Origin of the sequence: [Clostridium] aerotolerans DSM 5434 (assembly GCF_000687555.1) — a bacterium.
Lineage (GTDB): Bacteria > Bacillota > Clostridia > Lachnospirales > Lachnospiraceae > Lacrimispora > Lacrimispora aerotolerans.
Window position 1 is genome coordinate 96,173 of sequence record NZ_JHWJ01000015.1, and the last position, 26,189, is coordinate 122,361.

At 42.8% G+C, this 26,189-nt stretch carries 21 protein-coding genes and 1 pseudogene; 6 read left to right on the forward strand and 16 right to left on the reverse strand.

Features of this window, described 5'->3' with window-relative positions; all coding sequences use genetic code 11:
• Nucleotides 1-95 precede the first annotated feature (95 nt).
• Nucleotides 96-3,170, reverse strand: coding sequence for a glycoside hydrolase family 2 TIM barrel-domain containing protein (locus tag T546_RS0118275; protein WP_026892867.1), 3,075 nt, complete (start codon nucleotides 3,168-3,170; stop codon nucleotides 96-98).
• Between the two features lie 943 nt (nucleotides 3,171-4,113).
• Here T546_RS0118275 and T546_RS0118285 point away from each other — a divergent pair.
• The 3 genes and pseudogenes from T546_RS0118285 to T546_RS26385 all read left to right on the forward strand — a co-directional run.
• The gene (locus tag T546_RS0118285) at nucleotides 4,114-4,362 is read left to right on the forward strand and encodes a GlsB/YeaQ/YmgE family stress response membrane protein (protein ID WP_026892869.1); all 249 of its coding nucleotides are present in this window, start codon (nucleotides 4,114-4,116) and stop codon (nucleotides 4,360-4,362) included.
• Between the two features lie 137 nt (nucleotides 4,363-4,499).
• The gene (locus tag T546_RS0118290) at nucleotides 4,500-4,742 is read left to right on the forward strand and encodes a CsbD family protein (RefSeq protein WP_026892870.1); all 243 of its coding nucleotides are present in this window, start codon (nucleotides 4,500-4,502) and stop codon (nucleotides 4,740-4,742) included.
• Between the two features lie 158 nt (nucleotides 4,743-4,900).
• Nucleotides 4,901-5,142, forward strand: a pseudogene (locus T546_RS26385) (transposase); the annotation flags it as partial.
• A gap of 350 nt (nucleotides 5,143-5,492) precedes the next feature.
• On the opposite strand, the gene T546_RS0118295 reads toward T546_RS26385, so the two are convergent.
• From T546_RS0118295 to T546_RS25380, 3 genes are all read right to left on the reverse strand, one after another.
• Nucleotides 5,493-6,545, reverse strand: coding sequence for a Kelch repeat-containing protein (locus T546_RS0118295; RefSeq protein ID WP_026892871.1), 1,053 nt, complete (start codon nucleotides 6,543-6,545; stop codon nucleotides 5,493-5,495).
• Between the two features lie 235 nt (nucleotides 6,546-6,780).
• Nucleotides 6,781-7,278: a sigma factor-like helix-turn-helix DNA-binding protein gene (locus T546_RS0118300; RefSeq protein ID WP_156951366.1), complete on the reverse strand. Its 498-nt coding sequence runs from the start codon at nucleotides 7,276-7,278 to the stop codon at nucleotides 6,781-6,783.
• Entirely contained in the window at nucleotides 7,214-7,528 is a 315-nt protein-coding gene (locus tag T546_RS25380) for a hypothetical protein (RefSeq protein ID WP_156951367.1), read from the reverse strand. Before T546_RS25380 ends, T546_RS0118300 begins: the two co-directional genes overlap by 65 nt.
• An 839-nt stretch (nucleotides 7,529-8,367) precedes the next feature.
• Here T546_RS25380 and T546_RS24765 point away from each other — a divergent pair.
• The gene (locus T546_RS24765; RefSeq protein ID WP_242842258.1) at nucleotides 8,368-8,796 is read left to right on the forward strand and encodes a helix-turn-helix domain-containing protein; all 429 of its coding nucleotides are present in this window, start codon (nucleotides 8,368-8,370) and stop codon (nucleotides 8,794-8,796) included.
• Between the two features lie 32 nt (nucleotides 8,797-8,828).
• The gene (locus tag T546_RS0118310) at nucleotides 8,829-9,674 is read left to right on the forward strand and encodes an AraC family transcriptional regulator (RefSeq protein ID WP_026892873.1); all 846 of its coding nucleotides are present in this window, start codon (nucleotides 8,829-8,831) and stop codon (nucleotides 9,672-9,674) included.
• A 22-nt stretch (nucleotides 9,675-9,696) separates the two neighbouring features.
• On the opposite strand, the gene T546_RS0118315 is transcribed toward T546_RS0118310, so the two are convergent.
• On the reverse strand, nucleotides 9,697-10,515 hold the full coding sequence (locus T546_RS0118315; protein WP_026892874.1) for a helix-turn-helix domain-containing protein: 819 nt from the start codon (nucleotides 10,513-10,515) through the stop codon (nucleotides 9,697-9,699).
• 197 nt (nucleotides 10,516-10,712) lie between these two features.
• Here T546_RS0118315 and T546_RS0118320 point away from each other — a divergent pair, with 197 nt between their 5' ends.
• Nucleotides 10,713-12,020: an MFS transporter gene (locus T546_RS0118320; RefSeq protein WP_051629962.1), complete on the forward strand. Its 1,308-nt coding sequence runs from the start codon at nucleotides 10,713-10,715 to the stop codon at nucleotides 12,018-12,020.
• A 1-nt stretch (nucleotide 12,021) separates the two neighbouring features.
• Here T546_RS0118320 and T546_RS0118325 read toward each other — a convergent pair whose 3' ends face one another.
• From T546_RS0118325 to T546_RS0118375, 11 genes are all read right to left on the reverse strand, one after another.
• A complete protein-coding gene (locus T546_RS0118325) occupies nucleotides 12,022-13,122 on the reverse strand; it encodes a GntR family transcriptional regulator (RefSeq protein WP_026892876.1) in 1,101 nt (366 codons plus the stop codon).
• A gap of 10 nt (nucleotides 13,123-13,132) precedes the next feature.
• Entirely contained in the window at nucleotides 13,133-13,828 is a 696-nt protein-coding gene (locus T546_RS0118330; RefSeq protein WP_026892877.1) for an L-ribulose-5-phosphate 4-epimerase, read from the reverse strand.
• A 27-nt stretch (nucleotides 13,829-13,855) separates the two neighbouring features.
• Nucleotides 13,856-15,454, reverse strand: coding sequence for a xylulokinase (locus tag T546_RS0118335; RefSeq protein WP_034599869.1), 1,599 nt, complete (start codon nucleotides 15,452-15,454; stop codon nucleotides 13,856-13,858).
• A gap of 59 nt (nucleotides 15,455-15,513) precedes the next feature.
• Complete coding sequence (gene araA, locus T546_RS0118340) at nucleotides 15,514-17,007, reverse strand: L-arabinose isomerase (protein WP_026892879.1); 1,494 nt, start codon at nucleotides 17,005-17,007, stop codon at nucleotides 15,514-15,516.
• A 22-nt stretch (nucleotides 17,008-17,029) separates the two neighbouring features.
• A complete protein-coding gene (gene arfA / locus T546_RS0118345; protein WP_026892880.1) occupies nucleotides 17,030-18,547 on the reverse strand; it encodes an arabinosylfuranosidase ArfA in 1,518 nt (505 codons plus the stop codon).
• Nucleotides 18,548-18,581: 34 nt separating this feature from the next.
• On the reverse strand, nucleotides 18,582-19,238 hold the full coding sequence (fsa, locus tag T546_RS0118350; protein WP_026892881.1) for a fructose-6-phosphate aldolase: 657 nt from the start codon (nucleotides 19,236-19,238) through the stop codon (nucleotides 18,582-18,584).
• Nucleotides 19,239-19,799: 561 nt separating this feature from the next.
• The gene (locus T546_RS0118355) at nucleotides 19,800-21,239 is read right to left on the reverse strand and encodes a D-alanyl-D-alanine carboxypeptidase family protein (RefSeq protein WP_026892882.1); all 1,440 of its coding nucleotides are present in this window, start codon (nucleotides 21,237-21,239) and stop codon (nucleotides 19,800-19,802) included.
• Between the two features lie 72 nt (nucleotides 21,240-21,311).
• Nucleotides 21,312-22,865, reverse strand: coding sequence for a ribonuclease Y (rny, locus tag T546_RS0118360; RefSeq protein WP_026892883.1), 1,554 nt, complete (start codon nucleotides 22,863-22,865; stop codon nucleotides 21,312-21,314).
• A 125-nt stretch (nucleotides 22,866-22,990) separates the two neighbouring features.
• Nucleotides 22,991-23,599, reverse strand: a complete 609-nt coding sequence (locus tag T546_RS0118365) for a regulatory protein RecX (RefSeq protein WP_026892884.1) — start codon at nucleotides 23,597-23,599, stop codon at nucleotides 22,991-22,993.
• A gap of 53 nt (nucleotides 23,600-23,652) precedes the next feature.
• Nucleotides 23,653-24,747: a recombinase RecA gene (gene recA, locus T546_RS0118370; RefSeq protein WP_024837246.1), complete on the reverse strand. Its 1,095-nt coding sequence runs from the start codon at nucleotides 24,745-24,747 to the stop codon at nucleotides 23,653-23,655.
• Between the two features lie 292 nt (nucleotides 24,748-25,039).
• Complete coding sequence (locus T546_RS0118375; protein WP_408643068.1) at nucleotides 25,040-25,885, reverse strand: S8 family peptidase; 846 nt, start codon at nucleotides 25,883-25,885, stop codon at nucleotides 25,040-25,042.
• Between the last annotated feature and the right edge of the window lie 304 nt (nucleotides 25,886-26,189).

Consider the following 26,189-nt stretch of genomic DNA (forward strand, 5'->3'; position numbering starts at 1 on the left):
TTTAGAAGTATACGAACATCATATCATACTCAAATATAAAAATATAGCAATGAAACTGACTCATCAGCACTCATTGCTATATTTTTTATTTCTACTTATTTTACGGTTTCATTCTTTTCTGGAACCAGTCTTATTTCAAATGTAAATTCTTCTTCCTCAAATATATACTCTTTTCTTAATTCCGGTCCGCAGCTTTCAGAGCCAATGCCGTTTTGACGATAATCCAGACATAGAACTGTGCTGCCTGACGGAACCAGTTCAAAGTTATGAGCTTTATTCGTCAGCTCCTCCTGAGTATAAATGGAGGTGTTAAAGGAAAATGACTGTAAGGATACAGCTGACAAATGGCTCCTGCCACCGGATACCGTCACATAATCACAGTCTCCTCTGCTTCCATTCTCCTGGGGACGAAGATAATCTTCATGCATCTCCGTCACATGACTGTGGAACAGCCCGTGATAGCTGGCTCTTTTCTTATCCGCATAATTTTCAAATGGACCCATTCCATAATAGGTTACCTGATTCATTTCTTTTGGAAGGAAAAGGCGAAGACCGAATCTTGGAAGCTCAGGGAACTCCCCATCTTTTTTAACCTCCAGTTTCACATCAACGGCTCCTGTTTGCCTGATCGTCCACAGGGCATTGATATTCATCATTCTCTGCACCGGTGCCGCAGTGATTGACATCACTGTTTTAATTTCTACCCTGTCATTCTTGACCTCTACGTCTGTTTCATAAGCTCTTGATATGGCCTTATGATAATGTGCTTCCATCCAGGCTTTTTTAATGTCGCTGTCATTATCCGTTGGTGTTCTCCAGATATTTATTTCCATGGGGCGGTCTAAAAGACTTCCATTTTCAAAGAACATATCTTTCAAGCAACCGGTAAATTTATTGTAGGTATAGGAAAAATTCATTCCCGATACAGTCAGATAACGATCATCTTCTTCCAATTTAATATCATCTTTTGAATCTGCATCTTCTGATAAATTGCGCAAGAGTCCTGCTGCCGTCCTGTTTCTTCCGTCTTCATTTTCCAGAAGAATCTCATCAAAGCCTAAAATACTTCCGGATTGTAAGAATGCAGTTTCATTTCTTAGGAGATAGTTTATCTTCAAATAACATTTGCCAGCTTCAGGTACGTCAACTGGTAACACCACCTTACCGTCTTCATGAGGGCGGATATCTTCCACTGTCTCGTCAGAAAGTACTCCTGTATCAATGACAATTCCGTCACAGGTCACCTCATAAGAAAGGCGGACATAATCCTTAAGACTTAAGAAATCCATATAGTTATGAAGCACTAATTCCTTTGACTTCTGGTCAAAAGATACCATTCTTAATGGGCGGTATACGTTCTTAAATTCCTTAAGCCCTGTATGTGGCCTGCGGTCTGGATACACCAGTCCATCCATACAGAAGTTACCGTCATGAGGGTATTCTCCATGATCACCGCCGTAGAGATACATAGGCTTTCCATCGGTATTTCTTCCCTGGTAAATAGCATGATCACACCACTCCCATACGAATCCGCCGCACACCTCATCATGCTGTTCAAATACCTGAAAATAATCTTCCAGATCCCCAGGACCATTGCCCATGGCGTGGCTGTATTCACAGAGAATAAATGGCTTACCAGACTTTCGTTCTACATATTCGTGAATCTCCTCCAGGCTAGGATACATACGGCTGTATAAATCAAGGTTGGAGAAATCGTATTCTTTACTCAGAACCCGGTAACGAGCGCCTTCATAGTGGGTCAGTCTTGTGGGGTCGAATTCCTTCGTCCATTTAAGAGCAGCCTCAAAGGTGCAGCCATAAGCGCATTCATTTCCCATGGACCAGATGACTACAGAGGTACGGTTCTTATCCCGCTCTACCAAAAGCTGGGCACGGTCTACCGTTGCTTCTGTAAAGTCCGGATTGTCTGAGATGGCACGATTCCAGCGGTCTCTCCAAACTTCTGTGGCGCGGTTTTTCATGTATACATAGGCCGTTCCGTGGCTTTCATTATCCGCCTCATCAATGACGTAAAAGCCGTATTCATCACAAAGCTGATAAAACTGTGGGGCATTGGGATAATGGCTGGTACGGATGGCATTGACATTATGCTCTTTCATTACCTTCATATCTTTTTTCATCTGGGAAAGGCTGATGGCAAAGCCGGTAACCGGGTCGCTGTCGTGGCGGTTCACTCCGTGGAATTTAATCTTCTGGCCATTAAAATAGATAACTCCATTTTGAATAGAAATTTCTCTGATTCCCAACCGGTCTACAATGACTTCATTCTGGGTCTCCAGAATAATGGTATATAAATAAGGGTTCTCGGCATTCCAAAGAACAGGTTCTTCAATGGTAAGATCCATTTTTCCGTCATTTAAATACCCTTCCATACCAGATGTTACATTTCCACTTTTATCAAGAACTGTGACTTTTACTGGAACCTCATTTCCGGTAAAGGTCACCTCTCCTGTGATGTGAGCCTTGCCATCTTTACAGGCTGTCTTTAAGAAGTAATCAAAGATTCCTTCTTCCGGGCGCTTTAATAAGTATACATCACGGAAAATTCCAGTCATACGGAATTTATCCTGATCTTCCAGGTAGCTTCCATCACACCATTTTAAAACGAGTACGGAAAGGGTATTATCGCCCTCTCGGATCAGCCCTGTTACATCAAATTCACTGGTTCCATGGGAAACCTGGCTGTATCCTACATAGCTGCCATTTAACCAGACATAGAAGCAGGAATCCACGCCTTCAAAATTTAAAAATGCTTTTGGCGCATTGGCATCTCTTTCATATATAAAGTGATGAACGTAAGCACCGCAGGGATTTTCTGCTGGCACATAGGGTGGGTCCATTGGAAAAGGGTACCTGGTGTTGGTATACTGGTGCTTATCATAGCCATAATTTTGAAAGCAGCCTGGAACCGGGATATCTCCAAAGCTTTCGGTATTATAATCTTCAAGGAAAAACTCTTCTTTTACATCATAAATACTGTCAAAATATTTGAATTTCCAGGTATCGTTTAAAAGCTGGAAGCGGTCGGAATTTTCTCTCTGCTCAACAAGATCAAAGCGTGCCATGGAAACCGGGATATAATAAGCTCTGTTTGGCATGGTGTTTTCATGGAGCAGATGCAGATTTTCATAGTGTTTGGGGACGATCATGGTTTCTACCTCCTAATATTTCTATCTCCTATTATAGAATGAACCAGACTAAAATCCATATCATTGATTAGCCAAAATATGCACAAAATGATACAGTTATATGAAAGCATTCCCTAAATCACTAAGCTTTTCCCATGGATTTGTGTTTTACTAATATTTTGAAGTTCTAACTTGTGGCTCTCTAAATACAAACTCAATATAATACAACCTACTCTATGTAAAAAGGCGGGTCCGGTGAACCGGATACCCGCCTGCTTTTGATTAACAGCCACAATTGTTGTTATTATTCCGCTGACTATTGGCACTGTTACAGCCATCGCGAAAACCTTCACAATAGCATCTTCTTTTTTCCTCAGCACAAGGATCGACGTTGTTGCATCTATTATTATTGTTGCAATTACTGTTGCAATTGTTATTACAATTATTATTTGTATTGCATCTACAATTATTTCTACAGCCCCAAGAACAACTCATATTACGCACCTCATTTTTTTAATTATAGAATAGTATATGGGACGTAAAGACTAGTTGTGAATGGTTATGGATTAAGAAGTCCTATAACCAGGCGAAACATGCTAAAAATGATACAACAGCATTTAGGCCTCCTTATGAAACCGAAGCTATTGGCTTAAAATATAGGTTACGAGGACTCATTGCTACGCAAGCTCTTTCCACTGAAACAGAGTTTAAAAATCATATTGTCAGTTTCAGGCATCAAAGTGGAGCTAACTTACTGTATATTTTTATTTTTTGGATATTTGTGGCTGGTTATTTTACGTATTATTTCAAGAGATTAGGGGAATAATACAATTAATAGTTTCTAGCACGGTGGGATGAAAACCAATTACATAACACAGATTATATCTGTTTTTTCTTTAAATTAATTGACATCAATTATATTTATGTGTTATATTTAGTTAACAATAAAGAAAAGAGGTGAATCATGGGAATTATAGGTTGGATTATTATAGGTGCTTTAGCTGGATGGCTTGCAAGCATGGTTACTGGAAATGATAAAAAGATGGGCGCATTCGCAAATATATGCGTAGGTGTTATTGGTGGTCTTATTGGCGGATTTATTATGAATTTAATAGGCGGAAATGGCATTACCGGTTTTAATCTTTGGAGTCTATTAGTTGCCTTTATAGGTTCATTGATTTTATTGTGGATCGTAAACAAAGTTCGCAAATAAAAAACTATTTTTTACTAATTGACTTTGAAAAGATAAATAACAAAATGTCTTGATATAAAAGACATTTTGTTTTATACATATTTGTTTATATATTTTTAAACTCGACGATAGAACACTTATCAAAGGAGGCGTTTTTTATGAATAACTCAGTTAAAAGCAAAATAGATAAAGCCGTAGGCAGTGTGAAAGAAAGCGTTGGGAAATCCATCGAATCTGAACAGTTGGAACTGGACGGTAAATTACAAAAACTTTCTGGCGAAGCCAGAGAAAATGTAGAAAAGGCAAAGGAAAAAGTTGCACATATCGGTGAGGATATTAAGGAGAATATTGCAGAGAAGGCAAATGACTTGATTGATTCGATGAAGAAAAAAGAGAAATAAGTATTTGTTTGGATACTGTAAATGAAAACTGTTTAAATATTATAATAAGGGACCGACTATTAGCGTAGAATTAAATTCGTAGCTAATAGTCGTTTTTTTTCATTTTGGGAGAGTACGTGAAAGTTTCTCTTTAAAATAGGATCTTCATGATAATAGTAAAATATTCCAACTCTATGAGGAACTGGCGAAAGAACTGGGACGCTATTTTTCCCTTCTTTAAGTTCTCCTTTGATGTTCATAAGTTATCTAGACTACAAATGCCATTGAGAGCTTAAATGCTACATATCCTAAGCTTAACCGGCAAAGAAGTGTATTTTCAAGTGATACGGCTTTATTAAAAGCTTTGTATCTGTCAACTTTTAATACCACAAAAAGGTGGCGTATGCCCATCCGTAACTAGGGTCACGTTTACCGTGAATTGAGCATTATATTCGAGGGCTGGTTACTGGAACAATAGTTTACATAAGATAAAAAACAGACCGAAGTTCCGTCTGCTCTTGACATGCCTAGCATGTGCTGTTATATATAAATCAAGGGCTGAACCTACTTTTAGAAGAATTCAGCCCACTCAATATAATAGAAGATATATATTTAAAGAGATTTCTTCACATGCTCCATATGCTCGCGGATTGTATTTTAGTTGCATATTTATCCCCTGCTTTATACAATTGTGTGAGCGAAAGGAAGCTCTCACTCTAAACATTAATGAGACTTTTGTCACCTATTTTTAAAGTTACAGCTCTTTACATATTATTTGCAACAGCCACTACTATCACACCCTTTTGCTACACCAACTAATTCTTTAAGTTTTTCAAGCATTTCCGCATTATTATTAATTGGTATATTTAGTTCAAGTTTTAATGAACCACAACAGCAATGTTCTTCTCTAATTACAGAATTTTCTTCAGTATAAATCTCAACGTTATTGGACAGACCATTATTTGTAAATCCACCTAATACATACAATTTATTATCTATAATCGTACCCTGACAGGATGAGCGCATAGTAGGTGCATTGGGCAGGTTTATGTATGTATCATTTTTAATATCATATGACAGAAATGAATTTAAATCTTTCATTGTATCAAAGTTAGTACCACTAATAATATATATCTTTTCATCATTTATAACACTTGCATAAGCAATCTGATTTGATGGCACATTTGATCCTTCAGACCAGATATTATTAATTATATCATAAACATATGTTTTCTTTGAATTGATGGTAGAGGGCGTATGGCCTCCGCTTATCCAATACAAGCGGCCATTATTGTAATGTAAACAGCCAAATCCCAATTTATCGGGAAGTGGGTTACCTGTAGTCCAGGCTCCCGTTGATAAATCTAATATCTCTAAAGTATTAGTAAATACCCATGATGTACTTCCATCATTTACAATCCCTCCAGCACAATATATTTTTCCTTCAACGTAACTGCAACGCAGGGCACCTCTACCAGTAGGCATTGTATACTGGCTTAAAGTCCAATTATTTGTTATTGTATCATAAATATATATGCGATTTGAGAAGGTGCTAGGACCAACACCTCCGATACAATAAATTTTATCTCCTACTACTACCGATCCAATCATATATAATGACTCAGGCATAGGCTTAGCGGGTACCCAATAGTTAGTTTCTGTATCATATACTTCTAACACATTAGTTGTATTTCTATGATTACTGGTAGATATTGAACCACCAGCACAGTAAATTTTCTTACCAACACTTTCACATGCAAATGCGAATCGAGCGGTTGGCATCTGCAAACCCATTTTCCAATTTCCTTTTAATGGCAATCCCATAGTAATTCTCCTTTTACATTTTTATATAAACAATTGGTAGTTATTCTCATAGTGTCTGTCAACAAATAGTATAATTTTTGCTCTAATCAAAGTTACATAATATGCAAAAAACAAGTACTCCACACACCATGTCCTCCTCTGATTACTTTTCCAGATTTTCCTATCTGGAATAATATAATTATAAATCTGCTATATCGTCTGAAACAGGACACGATTTGGATAAGCATTAAATGTCCTAATCCAGAACAATTGCATCCGCTCCAAACAAGTAAACGCTCAGTATTTCTGTTACTTCTGACACCCATCTCCGTACCGTTCTGTCTGTGCTATGTAAAATTTCAGCAATTTCTTCCTGAGTCACATTGTCCAGATAGTACAATTTAAAGGCTTCAAATTTTTCTGGCGCATTTTTTCTTTTCTGTTCCTCTTTTAAAAGCTTCATGCATTTATCCAGATGTGCAATTATAACGATGCTGCGGAGCTTACTTTTCAGGATGCTGTTGATGTACATGTCCTCTTCTGAGGAGCTCTCCAAATGACTGCGGCCTTCCAAATAAGATAGTTCAGACACGCCCTCCACGACTCCCTGATGTATCCGGTTATAATTCTCCATCAGTTTCTTTGCATTATGAAATACCCTTGTCCTGTTACACTTTTTCTGTGACTTCTCATATAACTGAACTGCTTCCAGTGCCGCTGACTTTACCAATTGCTCTGCCATTGCCTGATCCATTCTTACACCTCCCTGCTGCCAAAATTTCATTTCTAACCTTATCCCATTCCACTGCAAGTGGGTCCTGTTCTTCCACCGATTCCATAGGTTCAAATGTGTACCTGCCTAGTGCCCTTGCCCCTGAGCTCGCATAAGACGAGATTGACGCGCAGGGAATTTTCAAAAGTGCTGATGCTTCTAATGCACTGTATTGTCCCATCTTGCAGCCGTTGTCATATAAGGTATATATTTTTCTGACTTCCTTACTCATTCCTGGTTCCTCCTTTTACTTTTCTTTCTTATCCATTTTCAATAATTAATTTTCAACGATCCATATCACTTTCACAGACTCTTCACAGTTTCATCAAAATCCCGTCACAATTTCCAAGTATATTAGTAAATGTAAAGAGACAGCATTTAAATAAACTTTTTTTCATACTCAGCCGACAGGATCCCCCAATCTTGTCGGCTCCTCCCTTTTATGAGACAAAACTAAATCGTTCCTGGTGAAATGAAATAAATAATTATTTCACTCTTACTTATTTGCCATCTCCAAATGCAATGTACCTCATTATTAAGAGTCTTTTTAAGACACATTTATTGCAAAAAAAATTGCAAATAATTAATATCTTATTTTATTGGCTCTTAATCCAGTCATTTAACAATTTAACAAATCAGGTCTTATCATTAGATTTCTTAACTACTTAATTCTTAGTTTCTTTAATTATTACTCACCTTTGTTCTTTGGTTCTTCGGTTTTTAATTCTATAATTCTTTAATTCTTATATTATCTAATGAAATAAACAACCAGCCAAAATACCCTCCGCCCATCAACACATCATCAGCTTATTAATACAATATCCCCATACACCCTCAACACACATCATACTTCATATCAATTTACCCCAAAACCAATGTATCTTTTTAAGACACTTAAAATATATCACGTATCTCTCCCCCTGTCAATCATAAATATGAATTTCAAGACACTTTCAGCAATAAACCTTGCATATCCTCCAATAATATAGTAAAATTAAGACACAACAAGTTAAAAGAGAGGTAACAATAGTCATGGGAATGGCAGAACGAATAAAAGAACGTAGACTTATCATGAAATATACACAAGAAGAATTAGCCGAAAAACTTGGACTTCAGAAATCTGCTATCGCAAAGTACGAAAACGGGCGGGTAGAAAACATCAAGCGTTCCGTCATCGCTCACATGGCAAGCATTCTTGAATGCAGCCCTGCATATCTTATGGGCTGGAGTGAAGCTACCAATACCAATCAGCCAATTCTTATGACAAAATCAGAAGAAGATCACCTGATGAAATACCGCTCCATCGATGACAAAGGTAGACATACCGTAGATACCATACTTCTAATGGAATACAACCGCTGCGAACAAGAACAATCAAAGATATCACCAATCCCCCAAAGGGACCGCGCCCACTTACAGGTCAATGCCGCTCACCAGCGTACCGATATAGAAGTAACGGATGAGATGAAACAATTCGACGATGCATTCTTTGATGAATAAAGAAGGAAATAATGCCCCAAGGAGCCATGCCTATGTACACAAATACCGGCTATATGGATTTAACCGATGAAGAACTGGAAAATTACAATATCCCATTAAGAACCAACTGCTGTGGAATATATCGCCTCCTTACCCTCCCAGTCATGTCCACCATACGGCCACTGGGCCGACCGGACTATCAGATCCTGTACATTTCATCTGGAAAAGCTACCTTTTACATAAACGGAGAACCCCGGGAGGTTCCTGCCGGACATATGGTCATCTATCACCCCCGCAGTCTTCAGCAGTACGCGTATTACCTGGAAGATAGACCAGAAGTATACTGGCTTCATTTTACAGGCGAAGATGCACAAACACTCATAAAAGACGCCGGATTTTCAGGAGATCATATCCTGTATACCGGAATCTCGGCAAAGTATCAGGATCTTTTTCTAGCCATGATCAAAGAACTCCAGCTTCCACGGCCTTGCTCCGAAGAATTGTCCTCTCTCTATTTAAGACAGCTTTTTCTTACCCTCAAACGGTTAAAAGAAGAAGGCGGCTATAATAAAACAGAGGTCAAAGAAGAGATGGAACAGGCCATCCACTATTTCCACGAAAACTTTACCAGAGACATTTCTGTTGAGGAATATGCGAAAAAGCTTCATATGAGCACCTGCTGGCTTATCCGAAGCTTTAAACAGTACGCTGGAATGCCGCCTGGAAAATACATAACCTCCATTCGTGTCAACAAGGCAAAAGAGCTGTTAGAAAGCACGGATTACACCGTGGGTGAGATCGGCGCCATCATCGGATACGAGAATCCCTTGTATTTCAGCCGGATATTTAAAAAGCAGACCGGACTCTCCCCGGCAGAATACAGAAAAGCGGCAAGATGAGTTTCCTCTCCTGCCGCTTCATTTATTTTCTTCCCACCAGGCTGTAGGTCTGGCGGTATTCCTTTGGTGTAATTCCCATATACTTTTTAAAGATTCTGCGGAAATAGTCCACATCCTGATAACCGCACTGATAAGCAATCTCATTGCCGGTGAGACTGGTCTCCACCAGCATACGGCAGGCCTTATTTAACCTCACCTCATGAATTCCCTCTGTCAGGGTCTTCCCATATACAGCGTTGTAGACCCGCCCCAGATAATCCGGGCTGCAGTCCAGCTTTTCTGCCAGAATAGAGGAAGATAACGGCTCCTCTAAATGATTTCTGATATACTGCCCCGCCTGGTTGGCCAGGAGCACCTTCTGTCCATTGACTTCCATGGGCGAAAGGGAATCGCTCAGTTCACAAAGAAGCTCCAAAAGCACCAGATTTAAAATGGTCTTATCATCTCTGCAAACATTCTGCCGCTTGATAAACCGGCGAAATAAATCCTCAAACTGCTCCGGCTTTCTCACCCGTATCAGCTGAGGCAGGGACATCACATCCCGTCCCGTTCTTACGGCTTCCTCTTCCAGATGAAAATGAAGCCAGTAAAAGGTCAGGTCCTCATCAAATTCCCTGGTTCCCCAATGATGTCTACCCGGAAACAGGATCAGTGCTTCCCCTTCTTCCACATTGTAAGCTATTTCTTCCTCGGCAATCCCCAAAACTCCCGAATTTACATAGATAATTTCAAAAGAATCCATGACCCGGTCTGCATGACGGCCATTTCCCCCTGTTACTAGGTATCCTGCATTGAGCGCTTTTACCGGAAGTACCGCTTTTAGCTGTAAATAATGTTCCATAACATCCCCCTGTCACCCCGAGTCGGAATTCTCCAGTTTTTCGCTTCTTTTTCCTCTTGTATCCTTTTCATTCTACTGGCAATATAGAGAAAGATAAAAAGCAGCAGCATTCTTAATCTACGCTGCTTCATGTAATAAAAGCATAGCAGAAAATCAGCAAAATGAAAAGGGGATCGCGGCAGATTTGCCGACTTAACATGATGGACATCGTATTACGGATAAAGGAAAAAATGTTTCCTAACCGCTCTCAGGGAGCGCTTATGACGGATTTAGATTATAGAAGTGGCAGAAGATATTTTATTGCAGAAGGATGCTGCGCAAACGGCATCGTAACCTTGACTACGGGTGCATTTTTGTCCGGATACGCAAGCTCACTGGTAGCCACTGACTCCATCAACGGAATCATCGGCTCTCTGCCTTTGCTGCTTTGTCTGCTTCAGATGTTTTCCGCAGTCCTCTTAGAAAGCATGAGCCGGAGAAAAACCATTCTTACGGCATTTTCCCTGATTCACCGGCTGCTTTTGTCTTCCGTGTTCTTTGTTCCGCTCTTTATCGAAAATCCCGGCCTCCGCCTGCTTGCGCTGGTTGGAATTTATGGAACGGCTCACTTTTTCGGTGCATTTATCGGAACCGGCATCGGTAACTGGATTCTCCAGATGGTTCCTTCCACCATTCGAGGGAAATATCTTGGGAAGAAAGACTCCTTTGCCTTTGGTATGTCCACAGCCATCAGCCTCCTTATGGGCCGCGTCATGGACTGGTTTCGAAGCGGGGATATGGAACAGCAGGGATTTTATGTGGTAGGCTTCGTGGTATTCGCCCTGGCCTGTCTGGATTTTTGGTGCCTCTCCTCCATCAAGGAGCCGGAGAGCATTCCCCACGTCCAAAAGCTCAGGGATTCCATTCTTTCCCCCCTGGCAGATAAGGAATATCGAAAGGTTATGTTTTCCTACATGTTCTGGAACGTGGCCCTCCAGGTAGCAGGCCCCTTTTTCAGCGTCTACATGGTGACCGGACTAAAGCTTGACTATACCTATATCACCTTCCTGGGGCTGATTTCCTCTACCCTTCGGATCATCGCCTCTTCCCTTTGGGGAAAGCTGGCGGATAGAACCTCCTGGTTATTTGTTACAAGAGCCTCTATGGGCCTTTTAGGGCTGATTCACGCCAGCTGGCTGTTTATGACGCCGGAGACCTGTTACGTCCTCCAGCCCCCTTTGCAGGCATTATCAGGCATCGCCTGGGGAGGAATTGCCATTTCTGTTTTCCACCTGCAATACCACTATGCTCCCACAGAGAAAAGGGTCCCTTATGTCAGTGCCAATTCTTCCTATGCCGGACTCAGTGGATTCCTTGCAACCCTGATTGGCGCACTACTTCTAAAAGTTCTTCCCTCCATCCAGATACTTGGCTTTCCCATGGGAGGGATGCAGATGCTGTTTCTATTATCCGGAACCTTAATCATAGGCTGTGTCCTTTACATGGGTAAGCTTCGTACTCATTAAGTCAGCCCTTTCGCTCCCTGCAGGACTCACGGATTACAAGCTCCGGCTTTAAAATTCGTTCTACCCGGCTTTCCTCATCTGGTATGCCGTCAATCTTCTCCAAAAGAAGTTCTGCCGCCATAGCCCCCAGTCGCTCCTGGGGGTGGGCGATGGTCGTCAGCTTTACCATTCCATTCTCTGCAATAAAGGAATTATCATAACCAGTCACAGATATGTCCTGTGGCACAGACAATCCGCATTTTTCAAGTGTCTTAATGATTTCCAGAGCAATCTGGTCATTGTAGCAGACGATTCCATCTATTAATCTTCCCTCTTCCAGTAAATATTTTAATACCTCAGAAGGCTTGACCGTACGATCCTCCGTATGAAACCAGATCACCATATCAGGATCATAGAAGATCCCTGCTTCCTGGAGGGCCTTTACATATCCCTTATGCCTGTCCCTGCCCTGAATGTCATCTGCCTTAAAGATACCCAGGATATGCTCATGTCCCAAATCTCTTAAGTATTTCGTTACCAGATATCCCCCCATACAATCATCCATGAGAATATGGGGCTTATGCTTCATCTGAGAGTAATACCCCTGAATGAACACATATGGAATCTGATAGAAATCCAGCTTGTCATAAAGCCCCTTATGGCCGCACATGATCTCACTTTTGCTTGGTTCAATGATTAAGCCGTCAATATCCTTTTCCAGTATTTCTTCCAGGCATTTGCTTTCTTTTAACCTGCTGTTTCCCGTATTCTTAAGGATAATGCTGTATCCTCCTGCCGTAAGCACGCTGTCAATTCCCTGAATCAGTCTGGGAAATATATAGTCCGACAAATAAGTGGTAATGACCGCTACATTGCCGGATCCCTTTTTCCCTCCTGCCTTTCTGGAGACAAAGGTGCCCCGGCCATGCTCCGCTTCAATAAAGCCCTCCTGCTCCAGAATGGAAAGTGCTTTTCTCACCGTGTGGCGGCTTACGTGACAGGAGGCGGATAATTCATTTTCAGATGGCAGACGATCTCCTGGCTTTCGTTTCCCGGATATGATATCCTGCTTTAATTCTTCCATTAATACATAGTATTTTGTCTTACCGCTGTCCTCTGCCATAGAAAGCTCCTTACGATTTTTTCTGCCCGTAATAGGCATTAGGGCCATGCTTGCGCATAAAATGCTTATCCTGCATGCACTGAGGTGCAGGAATGATATTGGGATTAAGAAGTTCTGTCATCAGGTTCATTTTTGCAATTTCTTCTAAAACAACTGCATTATGAACTGCATTGTCTGCATCCGTCCCCCAGGTAAAGGGACCGTGATTTTTACAGAGTACCCCAGGTACGTGCATGGGATTTTTCCCCTGGAAGGTCTCAATGATCACCATTCCCGTGTTTTTCTCATACCCCTCTTCAATCTCTTCCTCCGTCAGATTCCTGGCACATGGAATCTCACCGTAGAAATAATCGGCATGGGTAGTTCCATAACAAGGCAGTGCCCGGCCAGCCTGTGCCCAGGAGGTTGCCATAGGAGAATGAGTATGAACAATCCCTCCCACTTCTTCAAAAGCCTTATAAAGCTCCAAATGAGTGGCGGTATCAGAGGAGGGATTTAAATCCCCCTCCACCTTATTTCCCAACAGGTCCATAACTACCATATCTTCCGGTTTCAGTTTTTCATAATCCACTCCGCTGGGCTTGATTACAAAAAGCCCCCTCTCCCGGTCGATTCCGCTGACATTTCCCCAGGTATATGTAATAAGCCCCTTCCTTGGCAGCTCCATATTTGCTTCGTACACAATGCGTTTTAATTCTTCCAGCATGTTCTTTCCGCCTTTCTGTCTGTGGTATTATTTCATATAATCCAGGGCTGCCCGCTCGATGGAAAGCCCGGTTTTATACCGCTCCATAAATACGTTAAATCCGGCTTCGTCCTCTGAATCCGGCTTTATCACCGTACCAGTTTCCCCATGGAACACCTTTTGAGCCAGGTAATGATCTAAGGTCTCGCCTTCATCCTTTCGGATCATATAGGAAGCCAAAAGAGCTGCTCCCCAGGCACCGCCTTCTCCTGCCGTTTCCATAACCGAAACCGGAACGTTCATGGCTGCTGCCATAATGCTCTGACCTACACCTTTTGTCTTAAATAAACCGCCATGGCCAAGAAGCACATCAAGCTTAACACCTTCCTCATAAAGAATTTCCATACCAACCTTTAAAGCTCCAAGTGAAGTATAAAGATGTACTCTCATAAAGTTAGCCAGATTGAAACGGCTGTTAGGCGTACGCACGAATAATGGCCTTCCCTCTTCAAAATGTGTGATATGCTCCCCGGATAAGTAGCCGTAAGATAAGAGACCTCCTCCATCCTTATCTCCTTCCAAAGCTTTTTGATAAAGAGTGGAAAACAAAGTATTCTTATCCGTCTTCATTCCCATTGTCTCAGCAAACTCCTCAAACAGAGAAACCCAGGCGTTTAAATCCGAGGTACAGTTATTGCAGTGTACCATTGCCACGGAGTCTCCTGCTGGTGTGGTGACCAAATCTATTTCTTCATAAACCTTAGAAAGCTCCTTTTCCAGTACGACCATGGCAAATACACTGGTTCCTGCGGACACATTTCCCGTTCTTCTGGCGACGCTGTTGGTGGCCGTCATTCCGGTTCCTGCATCTCCTTCCGGGGGACAAAGAGGTATTCCTGCATTTAAATTGCCACTGACATCAAGAAGGGCAGCCCCCTCTTCAGTCAATGTACCGGCTTCTTCGCCTGCGGTCAAGACCTTTGGCATAATATCTCTAAGCTTCCAGGGCAGACCTTCCGGTTCGATGAGGGAATCAAACTGTTCCACCATCCGCTCATAATAATCCTTTGTGGTGCTGTCAACAGGAAACATGCCGGCACAATCTCCAATTCCAAGCACCCGCTTTCCTGTAAGCTTCCAGTGAACATAGCCTTCCAGGGTAATGAGATAATCTATGGCTGAAACGTGCTCTTCCTTATTTAGAATCGCCTGATAGAGGTGAGCAACGCTCCATCTCTGAGGAATATGATAGGAAAAAATATCAGTCAGCTTTTTGGAGGCCTCTCCTGTCATGGTATTTCTCCACGTACGGAAAGGAACCAGTATTTCCCCTTCCTTGTCAAAAGCCATATATCCATGCATCATGGCAGAAAAACAGATAGCGCCAATGGTGGTCAGGGTTTCCCCGTAGGTTTCCTTTACTTCCTTTGCCATCTTCTGGTAGCTGTCCTGTACTCCACTCCAGATATCAGGTATGGAATACGTCCATACTCCATTTTCATACTTATTTTCCCAATCATGACTGCCGGAAGCAATGGGGTTATGGTCTTCATCCACTAATACTGCTTTGATTCTGGTAGAACCAAGCTCAATTCCAAGTGCTGTTTTGCCTTCCCGAATTGCTGCTGCGATATCGTTTCCTTTCATTTTGGACCCCTCCTTTAAAATAGGCCCGCCCCCTTAAGGAGGCGGACCCCATCAAGTTCTTAGCGGTACACTACCGAATTCCATTTCAATTCGTTCTTTAAATCACGTATGGTTGTATTCTCATCAATGAAGACAGCTTCAATTCCCATAGCTTCCGCCCAATCTCCCATCTGCTCTGGAGTCAGGTCATAGGAAAATGCCGTATGATGCGCACCTCCAGCCAGAATCCAGCTCTCTGCTCCGGTAATTAAATTTGGCTCCGGAGTCCAGAAGGCAGTTGCAACTGGAAGCTTTGGCATCGGCTTTTCTGTCTTTTTGCAGTTTACGGTATTGATGATAAGACGGAATCTGTTTCCAAGATCAATGAGGGAGGTGGCAATCCCTCTTCCCTCTTTTGCTGTAAATACAAGGCGCGCCGGATCTTCCTTATTGCCCATAGAAAGAGGATTCACCCGGATTCCAACCTTGCCGTCAGCAATGCTTGGACATACCTCCAGCATATGGGCCTGTAGAATTCCTTCCTTACCGGGAACTAAGTTGTAGGTATAATCCTCCATAAAGGAGGTTCCCTTGGCATCCTTAATCCCAGAGGTCATAAGCTTCATTATGCGTACCATGGCAGCAGTCTTCCAGTCACCCTCCGCTCCAAAGCCATAGCCCTTTTCCATCAGACGCTGGATGGCAAGGCCCGGAAGCTGCTGCAATGCACCAAGATCCCCAAAATGGGTGACAATGGCCTGATAATTCTTCTCCCTCAGGAACTGTTCGAATCCCAGCTCAATCCTCGCCTGGGCTGCCACATGGGCTTTAAACTCCTCCGGGCTTCTGCCTTCGGTCAGAATTTCATAACGGCTGTAATATTCTTCTACCAGAGAAGATACCTCGCCCTCTTTTACATCCTTTACAAAGTCTGTGATCTCACTGACCGGGTAGGCATCAATCTCCCAGCCGAACTTTAACTGGGCCTCAACCTTATCTCCTTCGGTAACAGCTACATTTCTCATGTTATCTGCTACACGGACCACACGGACATGACTGCTTTCCATCACTCCGATTGCGGTACGCATCCAGTCGCCGATCCGTCTCTGGACACCTTCATCATCCCAGAAGCCAGCGATCACCTTTCTTGCCATTCCCATTCTTGTTACCATGTGGCCGAATTCCCGGTCTCCATGGGCAGACTGGTTCTCATTCATGAAATCCATGTCAATGGAGTCATAAGGAATCTCCTGGTTGAACTGGGTATGTAGATGAAGCAGCGGCTTTCTGTATTCCTGAAGTCCTAAGATCCAGGATTTTGCCGGAGAAAAGGTATGCATCCAGGTAATAACACCGGCACAAGTCTCATCATCATTGGCCTGATGAAACAGGGCGCGAATAGAAGTATTGTCAATGAGTACCGGCTTTAATACCACTGGAAATGGCAGCAGACCGCAGGCGTTTAACCGCTCTGTAATAATAGCAGAATGCTCCGCCACATTTCTCAGGCACTCTTCCCCATAGAGATCCTGGGAACCGGTTGCAAACCAGAATTTATATTCTTTACTTACCATAAGATTACCCCCTTACTTTTATTTACTTTCCAAGACGGATTACATTCCAGGAAGCTTTATTCAGTTTGCTTGTGACCACTCCGCCATCAAGAACAGACTGGCTGGTCTCTTTTGGAGCCACCTTCTGATTAAATGGTCCGTTCACAGCCTGAAGATCATCGCATTCCAAAACCGTATGCTCAAGAACACGGTATCCCTCAAAGCTTCTGACATCAATGGTCATCTCGGCATCTTCCTTAATGCTTCTGTTGACTGCAAAAATAGTAACCTCTCCCTTTTCCTCATTGTAAACAGGAACAGCCTCAACAGCAGTTACATTCTCATGAGTCGCTGTATCAAACTTAGGAGTACTGATGACTGGAAGAAGAGCCGTTCCTCTTCCGTATTTGGATGCATGCATGAATGGATAGAAAATCGTCTGCTTCCATGCAGCGCCGCCGCCAGCCTCAGTCATAATCGGCGCAATAACATTGACAAGCTGAGCCAGACACGCCATCTTCACACGGTCTGCATGCTTTAACATAGTGATTAACATAAGTCCTACCAGCAGGGCATCTTCAAAGGTATAGATATCCTCTAACATAGGAGGTGCGATCTGCCATGGGTGATTTTTTGTAATATCATCGTCAGCCGCGTTGGAGTGATACCATACATTCCATTCGTCAAAGCTGATCTTAATCTCTTTTTTGCTTCTCTTTTTTGCCTTCACATAATCGCAGGTAGCGATTACGGTGCGGATAAACTGGTCCATATCATCGGAACAAGCCAGGAAATCCTCGGTATCGCCCTTCTGGTTTCCATAGTACTGATGCATGGAAACGTAGTCCACGTGGTCGTATGTATGCTGAAGTGTTACTGCCTCCCAGTCAGGGAAGGTGGGCATGGTCAGAGAAGAGCTTCCGCAGGATACCAGCTCAATGGTAGGATCAATTATCTTCATGGCTCTGGCTGTTTCTTCTGCAAGGCGGCCATACTCTTCCATGGTCTTATGTCCCAGCTGCCATGTTCCGTCCATCTCATTGCCAAGGCACCATGTCTTTATGTTATGTGGCTCTTTATATCCGTGACTGATTCTTAAATCACTGTATTTGGTATTGCCTGGGTGGTTGCAATACTCTAAAATATTGCAGGCATCTGCAATTCCTCTGGTACCTAAATTCACTGCCATCATAACATCGGACCCTACATTCCTGGTCCATTTGGTGAATTCATTTAAGCCTACTTTATTTTCTTCAATGCTTTTCCATGCAAGTTCCAGGCGTCTGGGGCGTTCATTTAAAGGTCCCACACTATCTTCCCAATTGAAGCTGGATACGAAATTACCGCCTGGATACCGGATAATCGGAACATTAAGCTCCCGGATCAAATCCTTAACATCTTCACGAAAGCCGTGTTCATCGGCAGTGGGATGCTCTGGGGAGTAAATACCGTCATATACGGCGCGGCCAAGATGCTCAATGAATGAGCCGTAGATCCTTTCATCTATTTCTGCAATGCGAAACTCCTTATCAACTACCATCTTAACTTTGCTGTACGCCATTTTGTTCTTCCAACCTTTCTCTATTTGCTTCCATTTATGATTCGCCAAATGCCTTACGGTAATCATCCTGGAATTTTACAATTCCCTGGTCTGTGAGAGGATGATGCGTCATCTGCTCCAATACCGGATAAGGTACAGTTGCAATATCAGCACCTGCCTTTGCACAGTCTATCACATGAACAGGATTACGAATGCTCGCTGCAATGATCTCAGTCTCAATCCCATGAACCGTAAAGATGTCCATAATATCCTTAATAAGATCAATTCCCGGCATGGAAATATCATCAAGCCTTCCTAAAAACGGGGAAACATATGTAGCTCCTGCTCTTGCAGCCAAAAGCGCCTGGGCTGCGGAAAAGACCAGCGTTACGTTGGTCTTAATCCCTTCCGAGTTAAGAACCTTTACTGCCTTTAAACCTTCTGCCGTCATAGGAATCTTCACTACCATGTTTGGGTGAATGGAGGCAATCTGACGTCCTTCCTCTATCATATCTTTGGCAGCTTCAGTGGTGGCCTTTACTTCACCGCTCACCGGCCCGTCTACAATAGAAGCAATCTCTTCAATCACCTGATTAAAATCCCTTCCCTCTTTTGCAATCAAAGATGGATTGGTGGTAACACCGCAGATAATGCCCATATCATTGGCTTTTTTAATTTCCTCAATGTTGGCTGTGTCTACGAAAAATCTCATAAGTTTTACCTCCTGCTCTTTCCGTAAGATGGATCAAACATCCTCTTACTATCAATGTATAACTTGTACGCACCATTGCACAAGTTGTTTTTCATTATTTTATCACATTTGGTAGTTATTACAAGAAGCTGAGACTTCCTTTATCATCTATATTATGGGAACACTTAAGACATGCAGGACATGTTGTAAAAATGGGAGATTCCATTGGAAGGATTTGTGGCTTACAGCAGATTGCCGGGAGATTAGAGAGATAGTTGGTTAATTTTTTATCAATTCGATAGATACCAGATCGTTTGTTATAAATCATGCAAAATAATCACAAAAACAAGTGATGTTTCCTCTTTTATTATATATTATTATGCAATTTTACAGACCATTAGACAAACTACACAATTATACTTTTTATATTTGTAAATCTTTGTTGACACTTTTTTTCTCAATTCGGTTATATTATATTTGTAACCCCCCCCAATACATTATATAGTTTTTGCTACACCCCATAAGAAACGAAATACCTTCTCCGAAAAAAGACCAGCTACCCCAGCTGGTCTTTTTCATTGCTTATTTTTTTCCTTTTGTATTACGGCGCTCTTTTAACATGCGTTCAAAGGCTTCCGTATCACCATCAGCTCTCAGACGACGTCTCCGTTCTTCTCTCCGAAGCTCGCTTTCCCTGAATTCCTTTTTTCTTTTATAAACAACGAATCCAGCCCCGGCTCCAACAACAGCCAGAATGCCTAAAATACCAGCAGCCAAAATGCCGATGCTCTTTCCGCCTGACATCTTGACTCCAGAAGCTGGCAGCTCCTTGCTTCCTTCAGTAGAAGCCGGCTCCTTGGTCCCCTCATCTGTTGTCTGACTCGGGTCTGTGGTACCGGTTTTAGATATTAAGTAGGCCTGACCAACTTTTCTGTCATTATAAGTATATTGGATCAGTGCAATGGCTCCCTTTGGGCTATCCTTTGGAAGGTCAGTAACCAGTGCTTTCTCTGCATCGGAAAACTTGGCATCCTTTGGGAGAGTAATGAACTGATTTGTCTGAAGCTCTAAGTCAGAAGGCTGAAAGCTCTTCTCCCCTACTTTCACCGCTTCCTCTCCCTTGGTATAGGAAGTTTCATTCTCTTCTATCTTAAAATTCTGAAAACGGTCGTATCCAAACTGCAATAGATTCTTACCGTCGATAAAGTACTGTCTTGGACTTCCCTTTAACACTACGGAAATCAGTCTTCTTCCATCCTGCTCCGCATATGTCACCAGCGTATTGCCTGCTTTGATTAAATACCCCGTCTTTCCTGCTACGGCAGAAGGGAAATAAAACTCGCTGGCAGTATCTTTTGTTTTCACCAGACGGTGCTCATTGTAAATCGTAAGTCCCTCGGGATTGTTGGCGGTAGGAGGAATCTTATGGCTTAAGGCAGAACTGATCTCCACCAGCTTTTTGTTGCTGTATGCTGCTTTTGCAATGAGCGCCATATCGTAAGCAGATACATACTGAGTGTCTCCGTTAAGCCCGGAAGGATTGTCAAAATGACTTTCTGCGCAGCCAATCTCCTCCAGCTTCTCATTCATCATCTTCACAAAATCTTCTCTGCTTCCTGCCACGTGCTCCGCAAGAGCATTGGCTGCCTGATTGCAGGAATGAAGGATAAGAGAATAAAGACAATCTTCCACAGAAAGCTTATCGCCGTCTGTTACATTTAATTTGTTACCGCTCCCTGCTTCCACATTAAATACCGAATTCTTGGAAAAGGTAACCATGTCATCGGGCTTGGCATGCTCAAGCACCACCAGCGCGGTCAAAATCTTCGTGATACTGGCAGGGGGATACTGGCCGTGCATATTTTTTCCGAATATGACTGCTCCCGAATCTGCATCGATCACAATACCGGCTTCTGCCTGGATGTCAGTGTCTGACGGCCAGTCCGGCTTTGCGTATACCGTTATAAGAAATAGCTGGCTGATCAATAGACAGCACAGCAATGTTTTCAATCTTTGTTTCACGTATTCGTCCTCCGACATGAAACATGCCCTAAAACCGCACATCTAAAATTATACGGTTTTAGGGCACTATTTTTACTTTGCGTAATCTGTTACTCTGGACTCCCTGATCACATTGACTTTGATCTGTCCCGGATACTCTAAGGCTTCTTCAATCTTCTTAGAAATATCACGAGCTAAAAGTACCATATCATCATCGTTGATTTGATCGGGAACTACCATAATCCGAACCTCACGTCCTGCCTGAATGGCGAAGGACTTGTCCACTCCCTTAAAGGAGTTGGTAATATCTTCTAACTGTTTTAATCTGTTTGTATATGTCTCCAGAGTCTCTCTTCTGGCTCCAGGTCTTGCCGCAGAAATTGTATCCGCTGCCTGGCAAATACAGGCAATAAGGCTCTGTGGCTCAACGTCGCCATGGTGAGATTCTACCGTGTTCAGCACGATTGCAGATTCCTTATACTTTCTGCAGAGCTCTACACCAAGCTGAATATGGGATCCTTCCATCTCATGGTCAACGGCTTTACCGATGTCATGTAATAAACCGGCACGCTTGGCCATACGGATATCAAGTCCGATTTCTCCGGCTAATAAACCGGATAACTGGGCAACCTCCATGGAATGCTTTAATGCATTCTGTCCGTAGCTTGTCCTGTATTTCAGCTTGCCAAGCAGTCTGATGAGTTCTGGATGAAGACCATGAATTCCCACTTCAAGAGCGGCGGCCTCTCCTTCCTCACGCATATTGGTTTCTACTTCTTTCTGTGCCTTCTCTACCATTTCCTCAATTCTGGCTGGGTGAATACGTCCATCCACAATGAGTCGTTCCAATGCAATTCTGGCCACTTCTCTACGAACCGGATCGAATCCGGACAATACAACTGCCTCAGGGGTATCATCAATAATGAGTTCAACACCTGTAAGGGTCTCTAACGTACGAATATTACGGCCTTCTCTACCGATGATCCTGCCTTTCATCTCATCGTTAGGAAGCTGTACAACAGAAACTGTAGTTTCTGCCACATGATCCGCAGCACATCTTTGAATGGCTGTAACCACGTATTCCTTTGCCTTTTTATCGGCTTCTTCTTTTGCTTTGTTTTCAAGTTCCTTAATTAATTTCGCAGTGTCATGTTTTACATCATCTTCAACAGATTTTAAAAGATATTCTTTTGCCTGTTCGGAGGTAAGTCCGGAAATTTTTTCCAGTTCCTGAATGCCCTTTTCATATAATGATTCAACTTCGGCATTTTTCTTATTCAGCGCGTCCTCTCGAGCAGCAAGACCTGCTTCTCGTTTTTCCATAGCCTCAGACTTCTTGTCCAAGTTTTCTTCCTTGCTTAGTACTCGTCTTTCATAACGTTGAAGCTCAGCTCTTCTTTCCCTGGTTTCTTTTTCCAGTTCATTCTTAGTCTTTATTGACTCTTCTTTTGCCTCAAGGAGAGCTTCACGCTTCTTTGTCTCAGCGGTCTTTAATGCTTCATCTATTATTTCCCGGGATTTCTCTTCTGCTGAGCCTATTTTACTTTCATAGGTATTCTTGCGATATGAAATCGCAGCAGACCAGGCAATAAAAGCGACGACTAATGATGCCAAAATTACAACCAATACAGTCGTGAATACTGACACAGGAGCACCTCCTTATTAGATTTTCATTGTACAACAATACAACACTTCAATTTTAAACTGTTTTATACATTATGTCAAGTATTTAACCCTTGTTTCCGGTATACTTATACACAATTTCCTTCTCGTCAAATATCGTCAAAATTCGCCCCTAAGACACGGTTCACCGCTTCGTAAGAGAAACCTTTTCTCCCCAGAGAGGCCATCACTTTGGAACGTTCCTTTCGATCCAGCTCCTTCGGATCGATCCGCTTCTTCCTGATATAGGCCTGAATCTGGGCTTCCTCATCCACAGGCTGTTCCTTTAAGATATCCCGGATTATCTCTTTGTCCAGACCTTTTCGTTGAAGCTCGAACTGAATCTGCTTCTCACTCTTTCGCCTGGAATTAAATTCCACGTACCGCTTTCCATAGTTCTCATCATTGATAAACCGGTGCTCCTTTACAAAACCAACGGCATAATCAATGGCTTCTTTGGGGTAACCCCCATCCTTTAGCTTCCTTACCAGTTCCTGCTCTGTCTTATCCGAAGCCTTTAAAAGATAAAGCACCCGCTCTCTGGCTCTTTTAAACAAAACCTCTTTCAGAATCTCCTGATACGTATCTTCTGAAAGCTCTTCCCCTTCTTTGATTCCAAATCTATTACATTCCCCTCTATAAAGAACAAGAGCAAAGTCTTCATCCAGAATGACTTTACTCCTGCGTTTATCGACGGGCACAATCTCTGTTACTATCATGAGTGTCCCTTATTCTTTCTATTATATTACAACTGCTTATTCAGAGAAAAAGCTTATTCCTTTGAGGAAGCTTCCTTATTCTCCTCTGCCTTGATGCGTTTGCTTTCCTTGGCGCCTGCACCATCTGCTGCCGGTGCATCCACTCCGCCTTCGATTGGGAGACCGTAATTCATACGGACCTTATTCTCAATCTCTAAGCAGATTGCCGGATTATCCTGAAGGTAGATCTTTGCGTTCTCACGGCCCTGACCAATCTTTGCGTTGTTGTATGCAAACCAGGCTCCGCTCTTTTCAACAATGTTCTCTTTCACCGCCAGATCTAAAACATCACCTTCTCTGGAAATACCCTTGCCGAACATGATATCAAATTCCGCTTCCTTAAAAGGAGGAGCGATCTTATTCTTAACTACCTTGATTCTCGCTCTGTTACCTACCATATCGCCGCCCTGCTTTAAGGTCTCGATCTTACGGATATCCATACGAACAGAGGCATAGAACTTAAGGGCACGTCCGCCTGTGGTGGTCTCAGGGCTGCCGAACATAACACCAACCTTCTCACGAAGCTGGTTGATGAAAAGTACGATACAATTGGATTTGCTGATGACTGCTGTCAGCTTTCTAAGGGCCTGGGACATAAGTCTTGCCTGAAGTCCTACGTGAGAATCTCCCATGTCTCCCTCGATCTCAGCCTTGGGAACAAGAGCTGCAACAGAGTCAACGATTACGATATCCACTGCTCCGGAGCGTACCATGGTCTCAGTAATCTCAAGTGCCTGCTCTCCGTTATCCGGCTGGGATATGTAAAGGTTATCAATATCAACTCCGATTTTCTTAGCGTAAACAGGATCAAGAGCGTGCTCCGCATCAATAAAACCAGCGATTCCGCCACGTTTTTGAACTTCTGCAATAACATGAAGTGCCACCGTAGTCTTACCGCTTGACTCAGGTCCGTAGATCTCAACGACTCTTCCCTTTGGGATTCCGCCTAATCCTAAGGCGATATCAAGGCTCAGGGCTCCTGTGGGAATGGTCTCTACATTCATATTGGTTCCGCTGTCACCCAGCTTCATAACAGAACCTTTTCCATATGCTTTCTCTATCTGTGTAAGGGCGGCATCCAGTGCTTTCAGCTTATCATCTTTATTCATCTTATCCTCCAACACGAACAAATGTTCTTCTTCTATTCATAATAATAGTATATTTTACGGCAAATGTCAACTAGTAATTTCATGTATCAGTCCAATCAGCATCACACTCCCTGCCTGTCCGGCCTAAAATTTCATACAGTGAAAAAATCCCGGCGAGCTGCCGGATGAGTACTAAAAAAGGCATGATACCTTTAGAATGTAAGCTAACTATATCACAGGCTGGTCCCTCCTGCAAGGTTTTTATAATCCGGGCCTGCCATCCTTAACAGACCCGGATTTTGAACGCCATTCTTTACAGCAAAAGCCTCTCCACATCAAGAAGCCCCCATCCCTGCTGATTCATGGGAAGACCTAAATCAACGGCCCTCTCCCGAAGCATCAGCTTCACATCTCTGTTGTTCATATAAGGATATTTCTGCAGCAAAAGCGCAATTGCCCCTGAAACCAGAGGCGTCGACATAGAAGTACCACTCTTACTTTGATATTCTCCCGGCTCATTGGCGCAGCTCATAATTCCTGCTCCCGGAGCAATGATTTCCGGTTTGCAGATACAGGCACCGGTGGGGCCCCTTCCGGAATAATCAATCATCCGGTTCCCCATAACATTAACTTCCTTATAATCGTCGGAACAGCCTACCGTAATCACCTTCCTGCTGATACCAGGAGTTGTGATGGTATTGGAGCCAGGTCCCATGTTACCTGCTGCCACACAGACCACAAGGCCGTCATCCCAGGCCGCATTGACTCCCCGCACCAGGACTGAATTTTCCGTCATACCTTTTCTTGAAAAGGAACCAACGGAAATGTTGACAATACGGATTCCATACCGTTCCCGGTTATCGCGGACCCATTTTAAACCGGCCAGCACATCGGAAGCATATCCATTCCCCTTTTTATCAAGAACCTTAAGCATTACGATGTGACACTCTGGTGCAATCCCCATATATTTTCCATCGGAAGCGATTCCGCTTCCTCCAATAATTCCAGCAATATGGGTACCATGACCATTATCGTCATAAGCATCCCGCCTGCGGTGAACAATATCCACGAAAGCCGCAACTCTATGTTCGAAGTCCTCATGAAGAAAAATTCCCGTATCAAGCACTGCAACACCTATGCCCCGCCCGGTAAGACCCATGCGGTAAGCCATGTCACAGTGTAGTGCATCTCTTACATGATCCACAGTCCACTACCTGATTCCTTTTTTATTAGGATATTCCGCAGTGACTTCCATGGTTTCATTTCAGGAGTAAATTTTTACGTTCCTGCTAATTTACATAAGACGATATTAAGAAAATCTTCATAATCTATTCAAACAATATACAAACTTTTCCCGAGGGGGTGTGATATACTAATGACATAAGAAATGCACAATGTATAGCAATTATCCTTTTACCCTTTTTGAAATCCGAAAATCCTAAGAAATCTCCCCTGTGTCGTAA

Excerpts from the sequence above, each read along its gene's own strand:
- T546_RS0118310 (WP_026892873.1), top strand. The coding sequence starts at position 8,829 with ATGTACACAAATACCGGCTATATGGATTTAACCGATGAAGAACTGGAA.
- T546_RS0118275 (WP_026892867.1), bottom strand. The coding sequence starts at position 3,170 with ATGATCGTCCCCAAACACTATGAAAATCTGCATCTGCTCCATGAAAAC.
- araA (WP_026892879.1), bottom strand. The coding sequence starts at position 17,007 with ATGGTAAGTAAAGAATATAAATTCTGGTTTGCAACCGGTTCCCAGGAT.
- T546_RS0118325 (WP_026892876.1), bottom strand. The coding sequence starts at position 13,122 with ATGGCAGAGGACAGCGGTAAGACAAAATACTATGTATTAATGGAAGAA.
- T546_RS0118365 (WP_026892884.1), bottom strand. The coding sequence starts at position 23,599 with ATGATAGTAACAGAGATTGTGCCCGTCGATAAACGCAGGAGTAAAGTC.
- T546_RS0118315 (WP_026892874.1), bottom strand. The coding sequence starts at position 10,515 with ATGGAACATTATTTACAGCTAAAAGCGGTACTTCCGGTAAAAGCGCTC.
- T546_RS0118375 (WP_408643068.1), bottom strand. The coding sequence starts at position 25,885 with ATGGGTCTTACCGGGCGGGGCATAGGTGTTGCAGTGCTTGATACGGGA.
- T546_RS24765 (WP_242842258.1), top strand. The coding sequence starts at position 8,368 with ATGAAATATACACAAGAAGAATTAGCCGAAAAACTTGGACTTCAGAAA.
- T546_RS25380 (WP_156951367.1), bottom strand. The coding sequence starts at position 7,528 with ATGAGTAAGGAAGTCAGAAAAATATATACCTTATATGACAACGGCTGC.
- T546_RS0118285 (WP_026892869.1), top strand. The coding sequence starts at position 4,114 with ATGGGAATTATAGGTTGGATTATTATAGGTGCTTTAGCTGGATGGCTT.
- T546_RS0118335 (WP_034599869.1), bottom strand. The coding sequence starts at position 15,454 with ATGAAAGGAAACGATATCGCAGCAGCAATTCGGGAAGGCAAAACAGCA.
- recA (WP_024837246.1), bottom strand. The coding sequence starts at position 24,747 with ATGAATAAAGATGATAAGCTGAAAGCACTGGATGCCGCCCTTACACAG.
- fsa (WP_026892881.1), bottom strand. The coding sequence starts at position 19,238 with ATGAGATTTTTCGTAGACACAGCCAACATTGAGGAAATTAAAAAAGCC.
- T546_RS0118320 (WP_051629962.1), top strand. The coding sequence starts at position 10,713 with ATGATGGACATCGTATTACGGATAAAGGAAAAAATGTTTCCTAACCGC.
- T546_RS0118290 (WP_026892870.1), top strand. The coding sequence starts at position 4,500 with ATGAATAACTCAGTTAAAAGCAAAATAGATAAAGCCGTAGGCAGTGTG.
- T546_RS0118295 (WP_026892871.1), bottom strand. The coding sequence starts at position 6,545 with ATGGGATTGCCATTAAAAGGAAATTGGAAAATGGGTTTGCAGATGCCA.
- arfA (WP_026892880.1), bottom strand. The coding sequence starts at position 18,547 with ATGGCGTACAGCAAAGTTAAGATGGTAGTTGATAAGGAGTTTCGCATT.
- T546_RS0118300 (WP_156951366.1), bottom strand. The coding sequence starts at position 7,278 with ATGGATCAGGCAATGGCAGAGCAATTGGTAAAGTCAGCGGCACTGGAA.
- T546_RS0118330 (WP_026892877.1), bottom strand. The coding sequence starts at position 13,828 with ATGCTGGAAGAATTAAAACGCATTGTGTACGAAGCAAATATGGAGCTG.